Annotated in this window: 18 protein-coding genes and 1 pseudogene; 9 read left to right on the top strand and 10 right to left on the bottom strand. The window is 73.2% G+C overall.

Annotated elements, in window-relative coordinates:
- Positions 1-628: pirin family protein (locus tag CWIS_RS19180; RefSeq protein WP_231583644.1), on the bottom strand; the 628-nt coding region annotated here is incomplete at its 3' end.
- A 113-nt stretch (positions 629-741) separates the two neighbouring features.
- Between CWIS_RS19180 and CWIS_RS03085 the strand changes: the two genes are divergently transcribed.
- From CWIS_RS03085 to CWIS_RS19805, 4 genes and pseudogenes are all read left to right on the top strand, one after another.
- Positions 742-1,227: an RNA polymerase sigma factor gene (locus CWIS_RS03085; protein ID WP_048341767.1), complete on the top strand. Its 486-nt coding sequence runs from the start codon at positions 742-744 to the stop codon at positions 1,225-1,227.
- The gene (locus CWIS_RS03080) at positions 1,224-1,922 is read left to right on the top strand and encodes a methylated-DNA--[protein]-cysteine S-methyltransferase (protein WP_082156168.1); all 699 of its coding nucleotides are present in this window, start codon (positions 1,224-1,226) and stop codon (positions 1,920-1,922) included. The genes CWIS_RS03085 and CWIS_RS03080 overlap by 4 nt, the downstream gene beginning before the upstream one ends.
- Before the next feature lie 9 nt (positions 1,923-1,931).
- Positions 1,932-2,087 (top strand): annotated as a pseudogene (locus tag CWIS_RS19810) (DUF2277 domain-containing protein); the annotation flags it as partial.
- A gap of 17 nt (positions 2,088-2,104) precedes the next feature.
- The gene (locus CWIS_RS19805) at positions 2,105-2,287 is read left to right on the top strand and encodes a hypothetical protein (RefSeq protein WP_369796462.1); all 183 of its coding nucleotides are present in this window, start codon (positions 2,105-2,107) and stop codon (positions 2,285-2,287) included.
- Positions 2,288-2,311: 24 nt separating this feature from the next.
- On the opposite strand, the gene CWIS_RS03070 is transcribed toward CWIS_RS19805, so the two are convergent.
- A complete protein-coding gene (locus CWIS_RS03070; RefSeq protein WP_082156167.1) occupies positions 2,312-2,608 on the bottom strand; it encodes a hypothetical protein in 297 nt (98 codons plus the stop codon).
- A complete protein-coding gene (mqo, locus tag CWIS_RS03065; RefSeq protein WP_255352734.1) occupies positions 2,605-4,107 on the bottom strand; it encodes a malate dehydrogenase (quinone) in 1,503 nt (500 codons plus the stop codon). The genes CWIS_RS03070 and mqo overlap by 4 nt, the downstream gene beginning before the upstream one ends.
- A 177-nt stretch (positions 4,108-4,284) precedes the next feature.
- Between mqo and CWIS_RS03060 the strand changes: the two genes are divergently transcribed.
- Positions 4,285-4,491, top strand: a complete 207-nt coding sequence (locus tag CWIS_RS03060) for a hypothetical protein (RefSeq protein ID WP_048341765.1) — start codon at positions 4,285-4,287, stop codon at positions 4,489-4,491.
- A 55-nt stretch (positions 4,492-4,546) separates the two neighbouring features.
- On the opposite strand, the gene CWIS_RS03055 is transcribed toward CWIS_RS03060, so the two are convergent.
- The 4 genes from CWIS_RS03055 to ligD (CWIS_RS03040) all read right to left on the bottom strand — a co-directional run bounded on the left by CWIS_RS03055 (position 4,547) and on the right by ligD (CWIS_RS03040) (position 8,369).
- The gene (locus CWIS_RS03055; RefSeq protein WP_053071516.1) at positions 4,547-5,725 is read right to left on the bottom strand and encodes a phosphatase domain-containing protein; all 1,179 of its coding nucleotides are present in this window, start codon (positions 5,723-5,725) and stop codon (positions 4,547-4,549) included.
- Between the two features lie 56 nt (positions 5,726-5,781).
- Positions 5,782-6,366 carry a Dps family protein gene (locus CWIS_RS03050; RefSeq protein WP_048341764.1) on the bottom strand — a complete coding sequence of 195 codons (585 nt, stop codon included), beginning with the start codon at positions 6,364-6,366 and terminating at the stop codon, positions 5,782-5,784.
- A 168-nt stretch (positions 6,367-6,534) separates the two neighbouring features.
- Positions 6,535-7,449: a non-homologous end-joining DNA ligase gene (gene ligD, locus CWIS_RS03045; protein ID WP_048341827.1), complete on the bottom strand. Its 915-nt coding sequence runs from the start codon at positions 7,447-7,449 to the stop codon at positions 6,535-6,537.
- Positions 7,446-8,369, bottom strand: a complete 924-nt coding sequence (ligD, locus tag CWIS_RS03040; protein WP_082156177.1) for a non-homologous end-joining DNA ligase — start codon at positions 8,367-8,369, stop codon at positions 7,446-7,448. Before ligD (CWIS_RS03040) ends, ligD (CWIS_RS03045) begins: the two co-directional genes overlap by 4 nt.
- Positions 8,370-8,497: 128 nt before the next feature.
- Between ligD (CWIS_RS03040) and CWIS_RS03035 the strand changes: the two genes are divergently transcribed.
- The 3 genes from CWIS_RS03035 to CWIS_RS03025 all read left to right on the top strand — a co-directional run bounded on the left by CWIS_RS03035 (position 8,498) and on the right by CWIS_RS03025 (position 10,897).
- Positions 8,498-9,421, top strand: a complete 924-nt coding sequence (locus CWIS_RS03035; protein WP_048341763.1) for a Ku protein — start codon at positions 8,498-8,500, stop codon at positions 9,419-9,421.
- Positions 9,418-10,500 carry a PHP domain-containing protein gene (locus CWIS_RS03030; RefSeq protein ID WP_048341762.1) on the top strand — a complete coding sequence of 361 codons (1,083 nt, stop codon included), beginning with the start codon at positions 9,418-9,420 and terminating at the stop codon, positions 10,498-10,500. The genes CWIS_RS03035 and CWIS_RS03030 overlap by 4 nt, the downstream gene beginning before the upstream one ends.
- 115 nt (positions 10,501-10,615) lie before the next feature.
- Positions 10,616-10,897, top strand: a complete 282-nt coding sequence (locus CWIS_RS03025) for an HU family DNA-binding protein (RefSeq protein WP_048341761.1) — start codon at positions 10,616-10,618, stop codon at positions 10,895-10,897.
- A gap of 40 nt (positions 10,898-10,937) precedes the next feature.
- Here the strand turns inward: CWIS_RS03025 and CWIS_RS03020 are convergent, their stop codons facing one another.
- A complete protein-coding gene (locus CWIS_RS03020) occupies positions 10,938-11,459 on the bottom strand; it encodes a DUF6328 family protein (RefSeq protein WP_141368301.1) in 522 nt (173 codons plus the stop codon).
- A 94-nt stretch (positions 11,460-11,553) separates the two neighbouring features.
- Between CWIS_RS03020 and CWIS_RS03015 the strand changes: the two genes are divergently transcribed.
- A complete protein-coding gene (locus tag CWIS_RS03015; protein ID WP_048341760.1) occupies positions 11,554-12,600 on the top strand; it encodes a low specificity L-threonine aldolase in 1,047 nt (348 codons plus the stop codon).
- 141 nt (positions 12,601-12,741) lie between these two features.
- On the opposite strand, the gene CWIS_RS03010 is transcribed toward CWIS_RS03015, so the two are convergent.
- Positions 12,742-14,517: a cellulase family glycosylhydrolase gene (locus tag CWIS_RS03010; RefSeq protein ID WP_231583643.1), complete on the bottom strand. Its 1,776-nt coding sequence runs from the start codon at positions 14,515-14,517 to the stop codon at positions 12,742-12,744.
- 88 nt (positions 14,518-14,605) lie between these two features.
- A partial coding sequence (locus CWIS_RS03005) for a cellulose binding domain-containing protein (protein ID WP_048341759.1) occupies positions 14,606-15,202 on the bottom strand: 597 nt, incomplete at its 5' end.

Raw genomic sequence — 15,202 nt, 5'->3', positions numbered from 1 at the left:
CCGCGTGCTCGAACGTGGCGTCGAGCGGCAGGTCGACCGCTGCACCGGCCTCGAGCGCGACGTCGGCGCCGACGAGCGGGGTGTGCACGACCGCAGGCGAGCGGACCCCGTCGATCTGCCCGACCATCACCGTCGCCGCGACGCCGGGCGCGGTCCAGACCGGCAGGTCGACCACCTGCTGGAACGCGGGAGCCCCGGTCGCGGGGCCGTCGGGCAGCGCGACCCACAGCTGCACGGCGTGAACCCGGGGGCTCTGACCGATCGAGAGCTCCGAGTGGGCGACGCCCCGGCCGGCGGTCATGAGGTTGAGCTGACCGGGCCGCACGAGCACGTCCGAGCCGACGCTGTCCCGGTGGTGGATCTCGCCCTCGATCGGCCAGGTGACGGTCTGCAGCCCCGTGTGGGGGTGGGGGAGCACGCGCATCTGCACGTCCTGCGGGCCGAACTCGTCGAGGAAGCACCACGCGCCGACCGTCGGAAGAGCGCGTTGCGGCAGGGTCCGCCGGACGTTCATGTTCCGGATGCCGCCCAGTGGCACGTCGCGCGCCTCGTGGCGCTCCAGGAGCGGGCCGCTCCTGCCGTGGCCGACGCACAGCTCGGGAGTGGGGCGCGTCTCCAGGTTGGTCATGACCCCCACTGTGGCACCCCGCGCGCCTGATCACCCCACCCGCGCACCTCGTGCGGGGAAGGTGGACGTGGACCTCACGTCTGCGCGACGTGCGGCGTCTGCACACTGTGAGGATGCAGCGACCGTTCGACGACGTGGTCCGCGAGCACGGCGCGACCGTGCTGCGGGTCTGTCGTGCGGTCGTCGGCCCGCACGACGCGGACGACGCCTGGGCGGAGACGTTCGTGGCAGCGCTGCGTGCGTGGCCCGCACTGGACGAGGGCGCGAACGTCGAGGCGTGGCTGGTGACGATCGCGCACCGCAAGGCGATCGACTCCTGGCGCGCGACGCGTCGCCGGGCGGTCCCCGTCGGCGAGTTGCCGCAGGTCGCGGTCGGGGACGGCGCGCGCGACCTCGACCTCTGGGGTGCGCTCGCGCAGCTCCCGGACCGGCAGCGCCACGCCGTCGCGCTGCACCACCTGGGCGGCCTTCCGTACGCCGACGTGGCCGAGGTGATGGGCGGCACAGCCGTCGCGGCGCGGCGGGCTGCGGCCGACGGAGTCTCCGCGCTGCGGCGGTCGTCCGCGCGCTGGGCCGCCGACGAGGGAGGGTTGTCATGACGAGGAACGACAACGGCGTCACCGTGGGCACCGGCACCGGCACCGGCGTCGGGATCGGGACGGAGCCCGCGCTGGCCGAGGCCTTCGCGCCCGTGCACGACGACACGCTCGGCCGACTGCGGGCCCTGCTCGCCGAGCGGGCGGAGCACGCCGACCTGCTGGACGTCGCGTACCGGACGCTCGACGGCCCGCTCGGCACGCTGCTGCTGGCGGCGACGCCGGTCGGGCTCGTCCGCATCGCGTTCGAGGTCCAGGACCACGAGGCGGTGCTGGCCGACCTCGCCGTCCGCGTGAGCCCGCGCGTGCTGGCCGCGCCACGCCGCCTGGACGAGGTGGCGCGCGAGGTCGACGAGTACCTCACGGGTCGACGCCACCGGTTCGACCTGGCGCTGGACCTCCGCCTCGCGCGCGGGTTCCGGCGTGCGGTCGTGGAGCACCTGACGGACATCGGCTACGGCCGCACGGCGAGCTACGCGCAGGTCGCGGCGGCGGCGGGCAGCCCGCGCGCCGTGCGGGCGGTCGGCACGGCGTGCGCGCTCAACCCCGTGCCGATCGTGCTGCCGTGCCACCGCGTCGTGCGCTCGGACGGCACACCCGGCCAGTACGCGGGCGGTGCTGCGGCGAAGGCGGCGCTCCTGGCGCTCGAGGCCGGCCCGGCCCACGACGGGGCAGACCGGGCCGGACGACCGGCGTAGCGTCGAGGCATGTGCCGGAACATCACCACGTTGCGCGGCCTCGAGCCGCCCGCGAGCGACGCCGAGATCGAGGCCGCCGCCGTCCAGTACGTACGCAAGGTGACCGGGGTGCGCACGTTGTCACCCGCGACGCGTGAGCCGTTCGAGGCCGCCGTGCGGGCCGTGGTCGCCGCGACCGCGCCGTGCTCGCGGACCTGCCCGAGCGCCGCGTCGTCCCGACGACGGTGCCGCCGCTGCGGCGCCCCGAGGTACAGGCGAGGATCGCGGCCCGCATGGCGGAGCGCGAGGCGCACGAGCGCGCCCACGAGCTCGGTCACGCGCACGCGCACGACGAGCACGGGCGCATGGTCACCGCGGACGACTGATCGCGCGCCCGGGGTCCGGCGGGGTCAGTCCTCGTCGGAGCCGGCGGAGAGCGGCCAGGAGACCAGGCGCGGGATGCCGTCAGGGGCGACCGCCGCGAGCGCCAGAAAGCGTGCCTCGGCACGGTGCAGGCGGATGTGCTCGTCGAGCGACCACGTCGGGCCGTTCGTCAGGCGCATGCCGCACGCGCACGCGATCGTCACGCGCCCGTCGGGGTCGCTGTGCACCACGCCGACGGTGGTGTGGTCGGTGAAGGCCTGTACCTTCGCGCGCCGCATCTGGGCGCTGACCGCCTCGGGCGCGCTGTGCTCGTCAGATGTCACGCTGAATGATCGGCCGAGAACGCCTCGTCGACCAAGCGGTCGAGCTCGAACGACTCGTCCCACGTACCCCCGCCGAGGCTCGGCATCATCTGGCGCAGCGCAGGACGCCACTGCTCGACGCGGTCGACGAAGCACCGTTCGAGCAGGTCGACCATCGTGGCGACCGCCGTCGACGCGCCCGGGGAGGCGCCGAGCAGGCCCGCGATCGAGCCGTCGGCCGACGTGACGAGCTCGGTGCCGAACTCGAGCACCCCGCCGCCCTTGCCCTTCTTGATGACCTGCACGCGCTGACCCGCGGTGATCAGCTCCCAGTCGCGCTCGCGCGCGGTCGGCACGAACTGCCGCAGGGTGCGCAAGCGCGCGGTGCGCGACGCCGTGACCTCGCTGATGAGGTACCTGAGCAGGTCGAGGTTGCGCACGCCGACGGCAATCATCGGCACGACGTTGCCCGGGCGGATGGACCTGACGAGGTCGAGCCACGAGCCGTGCTTGAGGAACTTCATGCTCCAGCCCGCGTACGGACCGAACATGAGCGCGGTCTCGCCGTCGACCACGCGCGTGTCGAGGTGCGGGACCGACATCGGCGGGGCACCGATCTCGGCGCGGCCGTAGACCTTGGCGTGGTGCTCACGCACCACGGCGGGGTTCGTCGTGCGCAGGAACTGTCCGCTGATCGGGAAGCCGCCGTAGCCCTTGGCCTCCGGGATGCCGGACTTCTGCAGCAGGCCGAGCGCGCCGCCGCCCGCGCCGATGAAGACGAACCGTGCGGTGAGCGTGCGGGAGCGCGTGTGGCCGTTCCAGCGGCGGTCGCGGACCGTCACGCGCCACGTGCCGTCCTTGCGGCGACGCAGCCGCGTGACCTCGGACTCGAGGTGCAGCGCGGCGCCGCGACGCACGACGTCATGGATCATCGAGTGCGTGAGGGCGCCGAAGTCGACGTCCGTGCCGGCGGCCGCGCGCGTCGCCGCGATCGGCTCGTCGGTGTCGCGGTCCTCGACGAGCAGCGGCGCCCAGGCGCGGATCTGCTCGGGGTCGGTGCTGAACTCGAGGTCGGAGAACAGCGGGTGCCGGCTCAGCGCCTCGTAGCGGCGGCGCAGGTACTCGACGCCCTCGGCGCCTCGCACGAAGGTCATGTGCGGCGTGGGGGAGACGAACCCGGTGCCCCCGGTCAGTCGGCCCTGGCCCGCGAGGTGGTGCCACAGCTCGCGCGAGAGCTCGAACTGCTCGTTGATCGTCACGGCCTTGGTGATGTCGACCGAGCCGTCGGCCCGCTGCGGCGTGTAGTTGAGCTCGCACAGGGCGGCGTGGCCGGTGCCGGCGTTGTTCCAGGGGTTCGAGCTCTCCTGGGCGAGCCCGTCGCGGCGCTCGTGGATCTCGATGCGCCACGTCGGCTCGAGCGTGCTGAGGAGGCTCGCGAGCGTCGCGCTCATGACGCCGCCGCCGATGAGGAGCACGTCCACGTCGGTTCCGGCCTGAAGGTTCCGGTCCACTGAAGGCACGTCAGAGATCGTAAGTTGACGTCGAGAATCTCCATCACGAGGCACTTGTGACGTTGCCGACACTGTGACTTTGGTCTCTGTCGCCGGGCGTTCGACGCGAGCGGGGGCGCTCGTCGGCCTGGTGCGTTGCCACGGGGGGGCGTGCGCGCGGCGAGCCGGGAGGGTAGAACGAGACCCATGACGCGCGACCGAGACCTGGTGTCCGACCCGTCGGCGGAACGCATCGCCGAGCGGACGCCCGACGACGCCCTGCTCGCCGCCGCCGACGCCCGCTCCGGCGGGGACGCAGCCCGGGCGCCGCGCTCGCTCACCGCGACCGAGCTGGTGGCCGACGACGAGCCCATCTCGAGCAACGACGAGTGGGACGACCCCGACAGGCTCTGACGCACCCGGCCCCTGACGGTCCCGCGCCCGACGACGGATCCCGCGCGCGACCCGGTCAGTCGAGCGTGACGCCCGCCGCCTGCACGGCGCGCAGCAGCGCGTAGCCGTCCGCGCCCTGCAGGACGGGGATGCCCTCGTGCGCGGCGCGCTGCTCGGCGCGCACCGACTCCTGCGCGGGAGCGGGCAGCCCGTGCGCGAGCACGTGCTCCGTGAACGTGAGCTGGCGGATGAGGACGGCGCGCACGTGCTGCGGGCTGTTGGCCGCGGCTGCCGCGAAGATCTGCGGGTCGTGCTGACCGTCGTCGCCCACGAGCACCCAGGCGATCTGCGGGAAGTCCTCGGTGAGCCGACGGAGCTGGCCGAGCTTGTGCGCGCGGCCGCTGCGGAACCACCCGGTGTTCGTCGGACCCCAGTCCGTCAGGAGCATCGGGCCGCGCGGGTAGCCGAACCGACGCAGGAACCGGCCCACCGCCGGGGCCGCGTTCCAGGCGCCCGTCGAGAGGTACACCACCGGGATCTCGGGCCGGCCGGCGATGAGCCGCGCGTACAGGCCCGCCATGCCGGGCACGGGCTCGCGCGCGTTCTCGTGCCTGACGAGCGTGTTCCACGCCGCGACGAAGATGCGCGGCAGGCGGGTCACCACGACGGTGTCGTCGATGTCGCTGACGATCCCGGAGCGGACCTCCGGCCCGACGACGTGCACGGGGGCGACCGCGAACGCGCCGTCGGCCGCGCGCAGCTCGACGTCGTGCCACCCGGGCGCCAGGTCGCTCTCGAGCCGCACGTCGAGGTAGCCGCCGCGGTCGGTCGTCACCACGTGCGTGCGGTCGCCGACCCGGACCTCGACGTGCGCGCCCGCGACCTGCGCGGTCGCGAACGAGCGCCAACCACGCACGGCCGGTGCGGTGCTCGCCCCCGCCTGCGCCGCAGCGCCCGCACCCGGCAGGTCGCGTTCTTGGACCACGGGCGCGGCCAGGAGGGTGCGGGCGAACACCCGCACCCACCCCGGCGCGCCGTAGCCCGCGTACGGCTCGAGCCGCAGCGTCCAGCCGCGGCGACGCAGCACGGCCGCGACGCGTCGGTCGAACGCGTCCTCGAGCCGGGCGGCGGGGTGCAGCCGCGACGCCGGGTTGGTCGACCCGGGTCGCTGCGCGCCGGGCCGGACCGCCCGCAGGTCGTCCTGCTCCCGGGCGTCGGGCGTCGGGTCGGGGACGAAGGGCCGGTCCGGCGCCATGGCCCCGGACTCGTGCTCCGCCTCGCTGCGACGCCCGCCGCCGGTCGTGCCTGTGCTCACCTGGCCGCCGACGCCTTGCGTGCCGCACCGGAGGCCGCGCGGGCAGCCTGCTTCTCCGTGCTGGCGGAAGCGGTGCTCAGGGCGCCGCCCGAGGACTCCAGGTGGGCGCGCACGAACCAGTGGAACAGCTCCAGCTCGTGCAGGTGGCCCACCAGCAGGTCGTTCGTGACGGTGTCCAGGTCCTCGACGTCGTCGGCGGCCTTGCGGTGCGCGGTGATGACGCCGATGTACACCTCGTCGAGCGCACCGAGGTGCTCGTCGGTGGACGCGCGGCCGATGCTGTAGTCGTCCCACGTGCGGTTCTTCACCAGCGCGCCCGGGGTGCCCACGGGCGCCACGCCGAGCGTCGCGATGCGCTCCGCGATGGCGTCGACCATCGCGCGCACCGCGTCGACCTGCGGGTCGATCATCTCGTGCACCGCGATGAAGTGCGGTCCGACGACGTTCCAGTGGATGTGCTTGAGCGTCAGCGCGAGGTCGTTGAGCGAGTCGAGCCGCTCCTGGAGGACCGCGGCGACCTGGGCACCTTCTTCAGCGGTGAGCGATGGGACGGTGTACTTCGGCAGGTCCTTGCGTGCCATGTCGATCTCCTCGTGTCGTCACCAGTGGACGTCCGTCCCGGTCCGTGCCGGGGTGTCCACGCTGCCTCACGCCCGCGCGGTGCGCCAACGCTGGGGCAGCGGATGCATGGACCCCGGACCGAGCTCACACACGACCATCACACGACCCCTGACCTGCGGGCCGCGAGGTCATCCTGCCAAGTCGGCGGCCGGATCGCCCGCACCGTCCGTGAACGGGTCGCCGCGTTCGTCGAGGCGCCGCGCGACGTCGTCGGGGGAGAGCTGCTCCAGGTCCGGCCCGATCTCCTCCCACCACCGGGGCGCCGCGACCCGGGGCTCGTGCCGTCCGCGCAGCGAGTAGGGCGTGATCGTCGTCTTCGCGGGGTGGTTCTGCGACCAGTCGAGCAGAACCTTGCCGGCGCGGACGTCCTTGCGCATGACCGCGACCACGAGCCGCGGGTGCTCCTGGGCGAGCGCGTGCGCGAGGTCCCGGGCGTACTGCCGCACCTCGACCGCGGGACGGCGCCGGGGCAGCGGCGCGTAGAGCTGCATCCCCTTGCTGCCCGACGTCACCGGCACGGTCTGGCGCAGACCGTCCACCGCGAGCCGTCGCGCGACGAGGTGGGCCACCAGTGCGCACTCGGCCAGGCCCGCACCCGTCCCCGGGTCGAGGTCGACGACGAGGCGGTCCGCGCCGCGCACCACCCCGCGCCGTGAGACCGACCACTGCGGTGTGTGCAGCTCGAGCGCGCCCGCGTTGGTCGCCCACACGAGGCCCGCGAGGTCGTCGAGGAACGGCAGGTCGAGCTCCGTGCCCTCGTCGTCGTTGCCCGGCGCTGCCGGGAGCACGCGGTGCCGCAGCCAGGCCGGCGCGCCCCGCGGCACGTTCTTCTCGAAGAACGGCTGGCCGTCCACGCCGTCGGGGAACCTGATCCTCGTGACCGGGCGGTCCTGGAGCTGGCGCAGCAGCGCCGGCGCGACGCGTACGACGTAGTCGATGAGCTCGGCCTTCGTCGTGCCCGTGGACGGGTACAGCACCTTGTCCAGGTGCGAGACGCGCACCGCCACGCCGCCCACGTCGACGGTCTGCTTCTCGGGGCTCATGGCGCCTCCCACGGGTCGGGGGTGGTGTCGTCGCGCACACCGCGGACGACCGGCTGGCGCAACCGGCCCTGCGGCGATCGCGTCAGGTACCGGACCTGCACGACGAGGGTCGGCTCGCACCAGTGCGTCCCGCGCGCGTCCGGTGCGGGGACCTCGTCGGCGAACGGGCTCGTGGGCAGCGCGACCGAGGTCAGGACCTCCTGCACGGCGCGGGCCGACACGCCCGTCAGCCCGCTGCCGGCGCGACCCAGGTAGCGCAGCGCGCCCTGCGCGTCCGGCGCGCCCAGGAGCACCGCCCCCAGGCGCCCCGTGCCGTTCGTCTCGTCGCGCCAGCCGCCGACGAGAGCGGCCCGCGTGCGCCGGTGCGCGACCTTGACCCAGTCGGGCGAGCGCACGCCCGGGCGGTAGGTCGAGCCACGCCGCTTCGCGACGACCCCCTCGAGCCCGTGCTCGCGGGTCACGGCCCACAGCTCCTCCCCGTCGTCGTACACGGGCGAGGACGACACGTGCTCGGGCAGCGTCAGCGCGTCGAGCGCCGCGCGCCGCTCGTCGTACGGCCGCGCGGTCAGGTCGACGCCGGCCACCCGCAGCGCGTCGAACGCGAGGAAGGTCACGGGGCGCGACCGTGCGAGCTCGGCCGCGCGGCGCGGGTCACGCACGTGCATCCGCTCGGCGATCGCCGCGAACGAGGGCACGCCCTGGTCGAGCGCGACCACCTCGCCGTCGAGCAGCACGTCGTCCAGCGCCGCCAGCCCGGCCAGCTCGGGGTAGGCGGGGGTGATCTCCCGCTCGGCCCGGCTCCAGAGCCGCACCGTCCCGTCGCGCACGTCAGCCAGGGCGCGCACGCCGTCCCACTTGACCTCGAACGCCCAGCCGGCGCCGCGCGGCAGCACGCCGGAGGGCGCGGGGGTGGCCAGCATCGGGTGCACGGGTCCATCCTGCCGAGAACGGCTGCGCAGGTCGCGGCAGGGCCGCCGGGCGTTTTGCCAGGGCACAAGGGCCCTGGCGCTGGCAGGCTGGGGACAGGTTCGAGACACGGAGGCGCACGATGCGGGCGATCTGGAAGGGCGCGGTCGCGTTCGGCCTCGTCAACGTGCCGGTGCGGCTCTACGCCGCGACCGGTGAGCACGAGGTCACGCTGCACCAGGTGCACGCCGCCGACGGCGGCCGCATCCGCTACCGCAAGGTCTGCAGCGTCGACGGCGAGCCCGTGACCATGGACGAGATCGCCAAGGGGTACGAGACCGCCGACGGCGAGCTCGTCGTGCTGACCGACGAGGACTTCAGCCGGCTCCCGTTGGCCACCGAGCGGGAGATCGAGGTCCTCGAGTTCGTCCCCGCCGACCAGGTCGACCCGATCCTGCTCGGCAAGACGTACTACCTCGAGCCCGACAAGACCGCCGCCAAGCCGTACGCGCTCCTGCGGGGTGCGCTCGAGGAGGCAGACCGGATGGCCGTGGTCAAGGTCGCCCTGCGCCAGCGCGAGTCCATGGCGGTGCTGCGCGTGCGCGGCAAGGTGATCTGCCTGCAGACCCTGCTGTGGCCCGACGAGGTGCGCGCCGCGGACTTCCCGATCCTGGACGCCGACGTCACCGTCAAGCCCGCCGAGCTGGCGATGGCGCAGTCGCTCGTCGACTCGCTCGCAGCCGACTTCGACCCGTCGCAGTTCGAGGACCGGTACGAGGGCGCGCTCACCGAGCTCATCGAGGCGAAGGTGTCGTCGGGCGACACGCGGTCGGTGCCGCAGCCGGCGCGCGAGGAGGGCGCCGAGAGCGGGGGCGAGGTCGTCGACCTGCTCGCCGCGCTCCAGCGCAGCGTCGAGAAGGCGCGCACGGCCCGCGGGGACGCGCCCGCCGACGAGGGTGCAGCCGGCACGGCCAAGGCGCCCCGCAAGTCGAGGGCCAAGGCCACGGCCGACGACGACGAGCCCACGCCCACGCGCGCGAAGAAGGCGAAGGCCAAGGCGTCGTGAGCCCGGCCGCGCCCGGGCGTGCGTCCGACGCCGAGCGCCGCGACGAGGCCGTCGCCGCGCTCCGGCGCATCGCGTTCCTGCTCGAACGGTCGCAGGCGAGCGCCTACCGCAGCGAGGCGTTCCGCACCGCGGCGCAGGTCGTCGAGCAGCAGCAACCCGCTCGCCTCGCGACGCTGGTCACCACCGGGGGGCTGACCGAGCTCCCGTCTCTCGGCGCACGCACGGCCGGGGTGGTCGAGCTCGTCTGGCGCGGCAGGCCCGTGCCCTACCTCGTCGAGCTCGAGGACGGCCTTGCAGCGGCGGTGGCGGCGCAGGGCGAGGCCGCAGGGGACGACCTGGCTCAGGCTCGTGCTCTGCACGCTGCGCTGCGCGGCGACCTGCACGCGCACTCCGACGCGAGCGACGGCGCGACCTCGATCCAGGAGATGGTCCTCGCGGCGCTGGAGCTCGGTCACGAGTACCAGGCGATCACCGATCACTCGCCGCGGCTCACGGTCGCGCACGGGCTGTCGGCCGCGCGCCTGCGCGCCCAGCTGACGCAGGTGGCGGCGCTCGACGCCGCGGTCGAGCCGTTCCGGGTGCTGTCCGGCATCGAGGTCGACATCCTCGACGACGGCCGGCTCGACCAGGACCCCGAGCTGCTCGACGAGCTCGACGTCGTCGTCGCGTCCGTGCACTCCAAGCTCGCGATGGACCGCGCCGCCATGACCCGGCGCATGCTCGCCGCGGTGCGCGACCCGCGCACCGACGTGCTCGGGCACTGCACAGGACGCCGCCTGCTCGGCCGCCCGCGCGCCCAGAGCGAGTTCGACGCCCGTGCGGTGTTCAGCGAGTGCGCCGAGCGGGGCGTCGCCGTCGAGATCAACTGCCGGCCCGACCGGCTGGACCCCCCGCACGACCTGCTCGCGCTCGCCGCGGAGCTCGGTTGCGACTTCGCGATCGACACCGACGCGCACGCCCCGGGCCAGCTCGACTGGCAGCTCACGGGCTGCGTGCGGGCCGTCCGGCACGGCATCGGGGCGGACCGGGTGATCACCACCTGGCCCGTCGAGCGGCTCCTCGAGCGCACGCACGCGTGACGAAGATCGCACGCCACACGAGCCGACCTGCGCGGACGCGTGTCATCACCCGGCTAGGGTCACCCCTGCGGCTGCCGAGTCCGGAGCCGCAGGACCAGACAGGAGTCGAACTCTCGTGAGCCTCAACCGCACCGAGCTCGTCCAGGCCGTCGCCGGCAAGGCGGGCCTGACCGCCGCCGACACCGACAAGGTGATCCGCGCCTTCCAGGACGTCCTCGTCGAGCAGCTCGCCGCAGGCGAGACCGTCACGATCCCCGGCTTCCTCGCAGTCGGTCGCGCCGAGCGTGCCGCGCGCACGGGCATCAACCCGCAGACCGGCGAGAAGCTCGAGATCCCCGCCGGCCACCGCGTCAAGCTCACCGCGGGCAGCACGCTCAAGCGCGCCGTCCAGGGCTGATCCGGCGACGAAGGCCCGACCTCGCGGGGTCGGGCCTTCGTCATGCCCGGTCGCGGGCGTCGGACTCCTGCGCGGCCACGTGGTCGCGTCGTTCGAGGGCGAGCGGCAGGCCCCACCAGAACCCGGCCAGGACCACCAGGGCGATGCCTCCGACGACCAGTCCCGCGGTCCGGTCGAGCACGACGTCGAAGACGAAGCTCGCGCTGCCCACGATCGTCAGCCCCAGCACCATCAGGCCCCAGCGCGCGAGCGCGTTGCCCGCCTCGACCAGCTCGTGCTTCATCCGCTTGCGGAACAGCACCCGGTGCAGGGCCACCGGCGCGACGATCAGCGTCGTGGCGAGGATCGCGAGCGCGACGAGGACGAGGTAGAGGTCCTGCTGGTACGCGTCGAGGTCCCTGAACCGCTGCTGGAACGGGATGGTCAGCAGGAATCCCGTGAGGATCTGGGCACCGGTCTGCGTGACCCGCAGCTCCTGGAGGAGCTCGTCCCAGTTGCGGTCCATGCGCTCCGTGTACGTCTCGCGACGGTCGTCGGCGGGATCGGCGTGCGGGTCCGGCACTGTGCCTCCTCGGGATCGGCCTGGATCATCCCGCAGCACGACGAGATCCGCGCGGCGAGCAGGAGCACACGCACGCGCGGGGGAGACTTGTCCCGTGACCTCCTTGCACGACACCACGCACCGTGACTTCGCCTCCGACAACTACGCCGGCGCCCACCCCGAGGTGATGGCCGCTCTCGTCGCCGCCAACGGCGGGCACCAGACCTCGTACGGCGCGGATGCGTGGACCGCACGGCTGCAGGAGGTCGTCCGCGGCCACTTCGGGGAGTACGCCGAGGCGTTCCCGGTCTTCAACGGCACGGGTGCCAACGTGCTGAGCCTGCAGGCCGTTCTGCCGCCCTGGGGCGCGGTGATCTGCACGAGCGACGCGCACATCCACACCGACGAGAACGGCGCCCCGGAGCGCGTGGCCGGCATCAAGCTGCTGCCCGTGCCCGCACCCGAGGGCAAGCTCACCCCCGAGCTGCTCGACCGCGAGGCGTGGGGGTTCGGCGACGAGCACCGCGCGCAGCCGGGCGTCGTCTCGCTCACCGAGTCGACCGAGGTCGGCACGGTCTACACGCCCGACGAGATCCGGGCGGTCGCGTCCCACGCGCACGACCTCGGGCTGCGGGTGCACGTCGACGGCGCACGGCTCGCCAACGCCGCGGCCGCGCTGGGCGTGCCGCTGCGCGCGCTGACCACCGACGTGGGCGTCGACGTCGTGTCGCTCGGCGGCACCAAGAACGGGCTGCTGTTCGCCGAGGCCGTCGTCGTGCTGCAGCCCGACGCTGCCCCCGGGATGCCCTACCTGCGCAAGATGGACATGCAGCTCGCCTCGAAGATGCGGTTCCTGTCCGCGCAGCTGGTCGCGCTGTTCGAGGGCGACCTGTGGCTGCGTTCCGCGGCGCACGCGAACGCGATGGCCGCTCGTCTCGCCGAGGGGCTGACCGGCGCGGGGGTCGAGCTCCTGCACCCCGCGCAGGCGAACGGAGTGTTCGCCCACCTGACACCCGCGGTGGCCGACGAGCTGCGCCGGACGTGGAAGTTCTACGACTGGGCGCACGGCACGGTCCGGCTCATGTGCGCGTTCGACACCACCGAGCAGGACGTCGACAACTTCCTGGCCGCGACGCGTGAGGCGCTCACGGCGCACGTGTGAGGCTCGCCCTACGGGCGGGACGCTCGTCGGGTGGGACGCTCGTCGGGTGGGGTCCGCGGCGAGCAGGGCCGAGGGCTGAGCTGGTTGACGCCGGTGGCGGGGGATCGGGTCACCCGCCACCGGCGTCCGTTCAGGTGTCGCTCAGGCCGTCTGGCAGAGCGCTCCGTTCAGCGTGAACGCGGTCGGGGTCGCGGTGGACCCTGAGTGCGTCCCGTTGAAGCCGAGGTCGAGCGACGAGCCCGGCGCGAGCGAGCCGTTCCACGCGACGTTCGTCGCGGTCACGTTCTGCCCGGTCTGCGTCCACGTGGCGCTCCACCCCTGGGCGAGCGACTGGCCGGTCGGGAGGGTGAACCCGAGCGTCCAGCCGGACAGGCTCGTCGTGCCCGTGTTCTTGACCTTCACGTTGACCGACATCCCCGAGCTCCACGTGCTCGCCTGGTACGTGACGGTGCAGCTGCCCACCGGGTTCTGCGTGGGGGTGCTGGTCGGGGTCGGCGTCGGCGTCACCGTGGGGGTGGGCGTCGGCGTGGGGGTGCTGGTGGGCGTCGGAGTCGGCGTCGGGGTGGGCGTGGGCGGCGGGTTGCCGGTGAGCTCACCGAGCGACTTGCCGGTGGTGCTGCTCGCACCGCCGAGCCGGACCTGGTGGTCGAGGCTGACGAACTTGCCGCCGTCCTGCCACAGCGCGGGCTTGAGCATCGCGTACTTGGCCGCGTCCCACGTCTTCCAGTCGTCGAGCAGCAGGCCGCCTGTGTCGCCCGAGTTGGGGTTGAGCGACCAGAACGTGTGCGAGATCTTGCGCTCGATCATCGTGTCGCGCAGAGCCGCCATCCAGCGGTCCTGACGCTCGTCCTGCCCGACGCGCCCGCCCCACTCACCGATGAGGAGCGGTGCGATGTTCTGCTTGTGGATGTAGAGCCAGTTCGGGTCCCACACGTCCGCCTCGAGCGTCGCCTTGGTGAACGGCTTGGCGAACCAGCTCTGCTCGAAGACGAGTGGTCCGTAGTCGTGCGGCGAGTAGACGAGCTGGTCCTGGTTCGCGCCGAGGTCGACGGGGTGGTCCTTGACGCCCCGCAGGTTCCCGCCCCACCAGGTGCCGTAGTACTCCTTCTCGTTGGTCGACGACCAGGAGACGCCCTCCTTGGGGTACGTCTCGATGCCCTCGCACAGGATCAGGACCTCGGGGTTGATCGCGAGGATGCGGCGTCCCGCCACCTGGCACACGTTCTTGAAGTTGTCGGCGTCGGTCGACGAGTCCCACTTCGCGCGCGGCGTCGAGTTCGCGGTGCCGTGCGGCTCGTTCTTGATGTCCATCGCGACGACGGTGTCGTTGTTCTTGTAGCGGGCCGTGACCCACTCCCACGCGGAGTAGAAGTCCTCCGTGGTGATCGTGCCCTTCCACCACACCGGGTAGAAGTGCCCGGCGTTGTCAGCCTCGGCGCTGTGCACGTCGAGCATGACCTTGAGGCCGTACTTCTCGGAGAGCTCGAGGAACCGGTCGAAGACCTGCAGCGTGGTCTTCCCGGTCAGGTCGGGGTTCACGTAGGTGTTGACGCCCGACGAGGGCGCGGCCTTGCCGGCCTTCCACTCGAGCAGCAGCTGGGTGGAGATCGGCACCCGCACGATGTTGATCCCGTGGTCGGCCATGGACTTCATGACGTCCTCGAGGTTCACGGACCACAGGCCGTGGAACACGCGCTCGGTCGCGTTGTAGCCGAACCAGTTGGCCCCGGTGAGCCAGACCTCGGTCCCGGCCTTGTCGACGATCTTGTTGCCCTGGACGTGCAGCCAGTCCTCGCCGGCGGCCTGGGCGGGGGCCGCGGCGACGGCGATCGGCGCGGCGAGTGCCGCTGCCGTGACGATGCCGGCGAGGACGCGCGCACGCAGCGTGCGTCGGCGGGGGTGCGGGAGTGCGGACACGGTTCTCCTCGTCGAGACGTGGGGGAGGGGGAAGGGGCGCGCCGCCGCGGGCGGCCGTGCCGGAGCACGACCGCCCGCGGCGGGTGTGTCACGCGACGGTGCAGGTGGCGCCGTTGAGCGTGAAGCCGGTCGGGGCCGTGTTGGTCCCCGAGTGCGACGCGTTGAAGCCGATGTCGATCACGCCGCCCGCGGCGATCGAACCGTTCCACGGCGCGTTCGTCGCGGTGACCGCCGAGCCGGACTGCGACCAGGTCGCGCTCCAGCCCTGCGTGACCTGCTGGCCGCTCGGGAAGGTGAACTTGAGCGTCCAGCTCGACAGCCCAGTCGACCCGGTGTTCTTCACCCGGAGGTTGGCCGAAAGGCCGTTGTTCCAGCTGCTGGCCTGGTAGGTGACCTGGCAGCCACCGGTCGGGTCCTGGGTCGGCCCGGCCTGGGTCGTGGCCGAGACCGCGGACGACGCGGCCGAGACGTTGCCGGCAACGTCCTTGGCGCGGACGGTGAACGAGTACGCCGTGGACGGGCTGAGCCCGCTCGCGGTGAAGCTCGTCGCGCTCGGCGAACCGACCAGCGTGGTGCCGCGGTAGACCTCGTAGCCGGACACGCCGGAGCCACCGGTGTTGTCGGTCGACGCGTTCCAGGTCAGCGAGACGCTGTTCGTCGTGACCGTGCCGACCGTGAGACCGGT

The organism is Cellulomonas sp. A375-1 (genome assembly GCF_001040865.1).
In the GTDB taxonomy this organism is placed as follows: Bacteria; Actinomycetota; Actinomycetes; order Actinomycetales; family Cellulomonadaceae; genus Cellulomonas; species Cellulomonas gelida.
This window is presented reverse-complemented; position numbering and strand designations above follow the sequence as displayed.

Coding starts and splice junctions, on each gene's coding strand:
- CWIS_RS03085 (WP_048341767.1), top strand. CDS start 742: ATGCAGCGACCGTTCGACGACGTGGTCCGCGAGCACGGCGCGACCGTG.
- CWIS_RS03080 (WP_082156168.1), top strand. CDS start 1,224: ATGACGAGGAACGACAACGGCGTCACCGTGGGCACCGGCACCGGCACC.
- CWIS_RS03060 (WP_048341765.1), top strand. CDS start 4,285: ATGACGCGCGACCGAGACCTGGTGTCCGACCCGTCGGCGGAACGCATC.
- CWIS_RS03055 (WP_053071516.1), bottom strand. CDS start 5,725: ATGGCGCCGGACCGGCCCTTCGTCCCCGACCCGACGCCCGACGCCCGG.
- CWIS_RS03050 (WP_048341764.1), bottom strand. CDS start 6,366: ATGGCACGCAAGGACCTGCCGAAGTACACCGTCCCATCGCTCACCGCT.
- ligD (WP_048341827.1), bottom strand. CDS start 7,449: ATGAGCCCCGAGAAGCAGACCGTCGACGTGGGCGGCGTGGCGGTGCGC.
- ligD (WP_082156177.1), bottom strand. CDS start 8,369: ATGCTGGCCACCCCCGCGCCCTCCGGCGTGCTGCCGCGCGGCGCCGGC.
- CWIS_RS03035 (WP_048341763.1), top strand. CDS start 8,498: ATGCGGGCGATCTGGAAGGGCGCGGTCGCGTTCGGCCTCGTCAACGTG.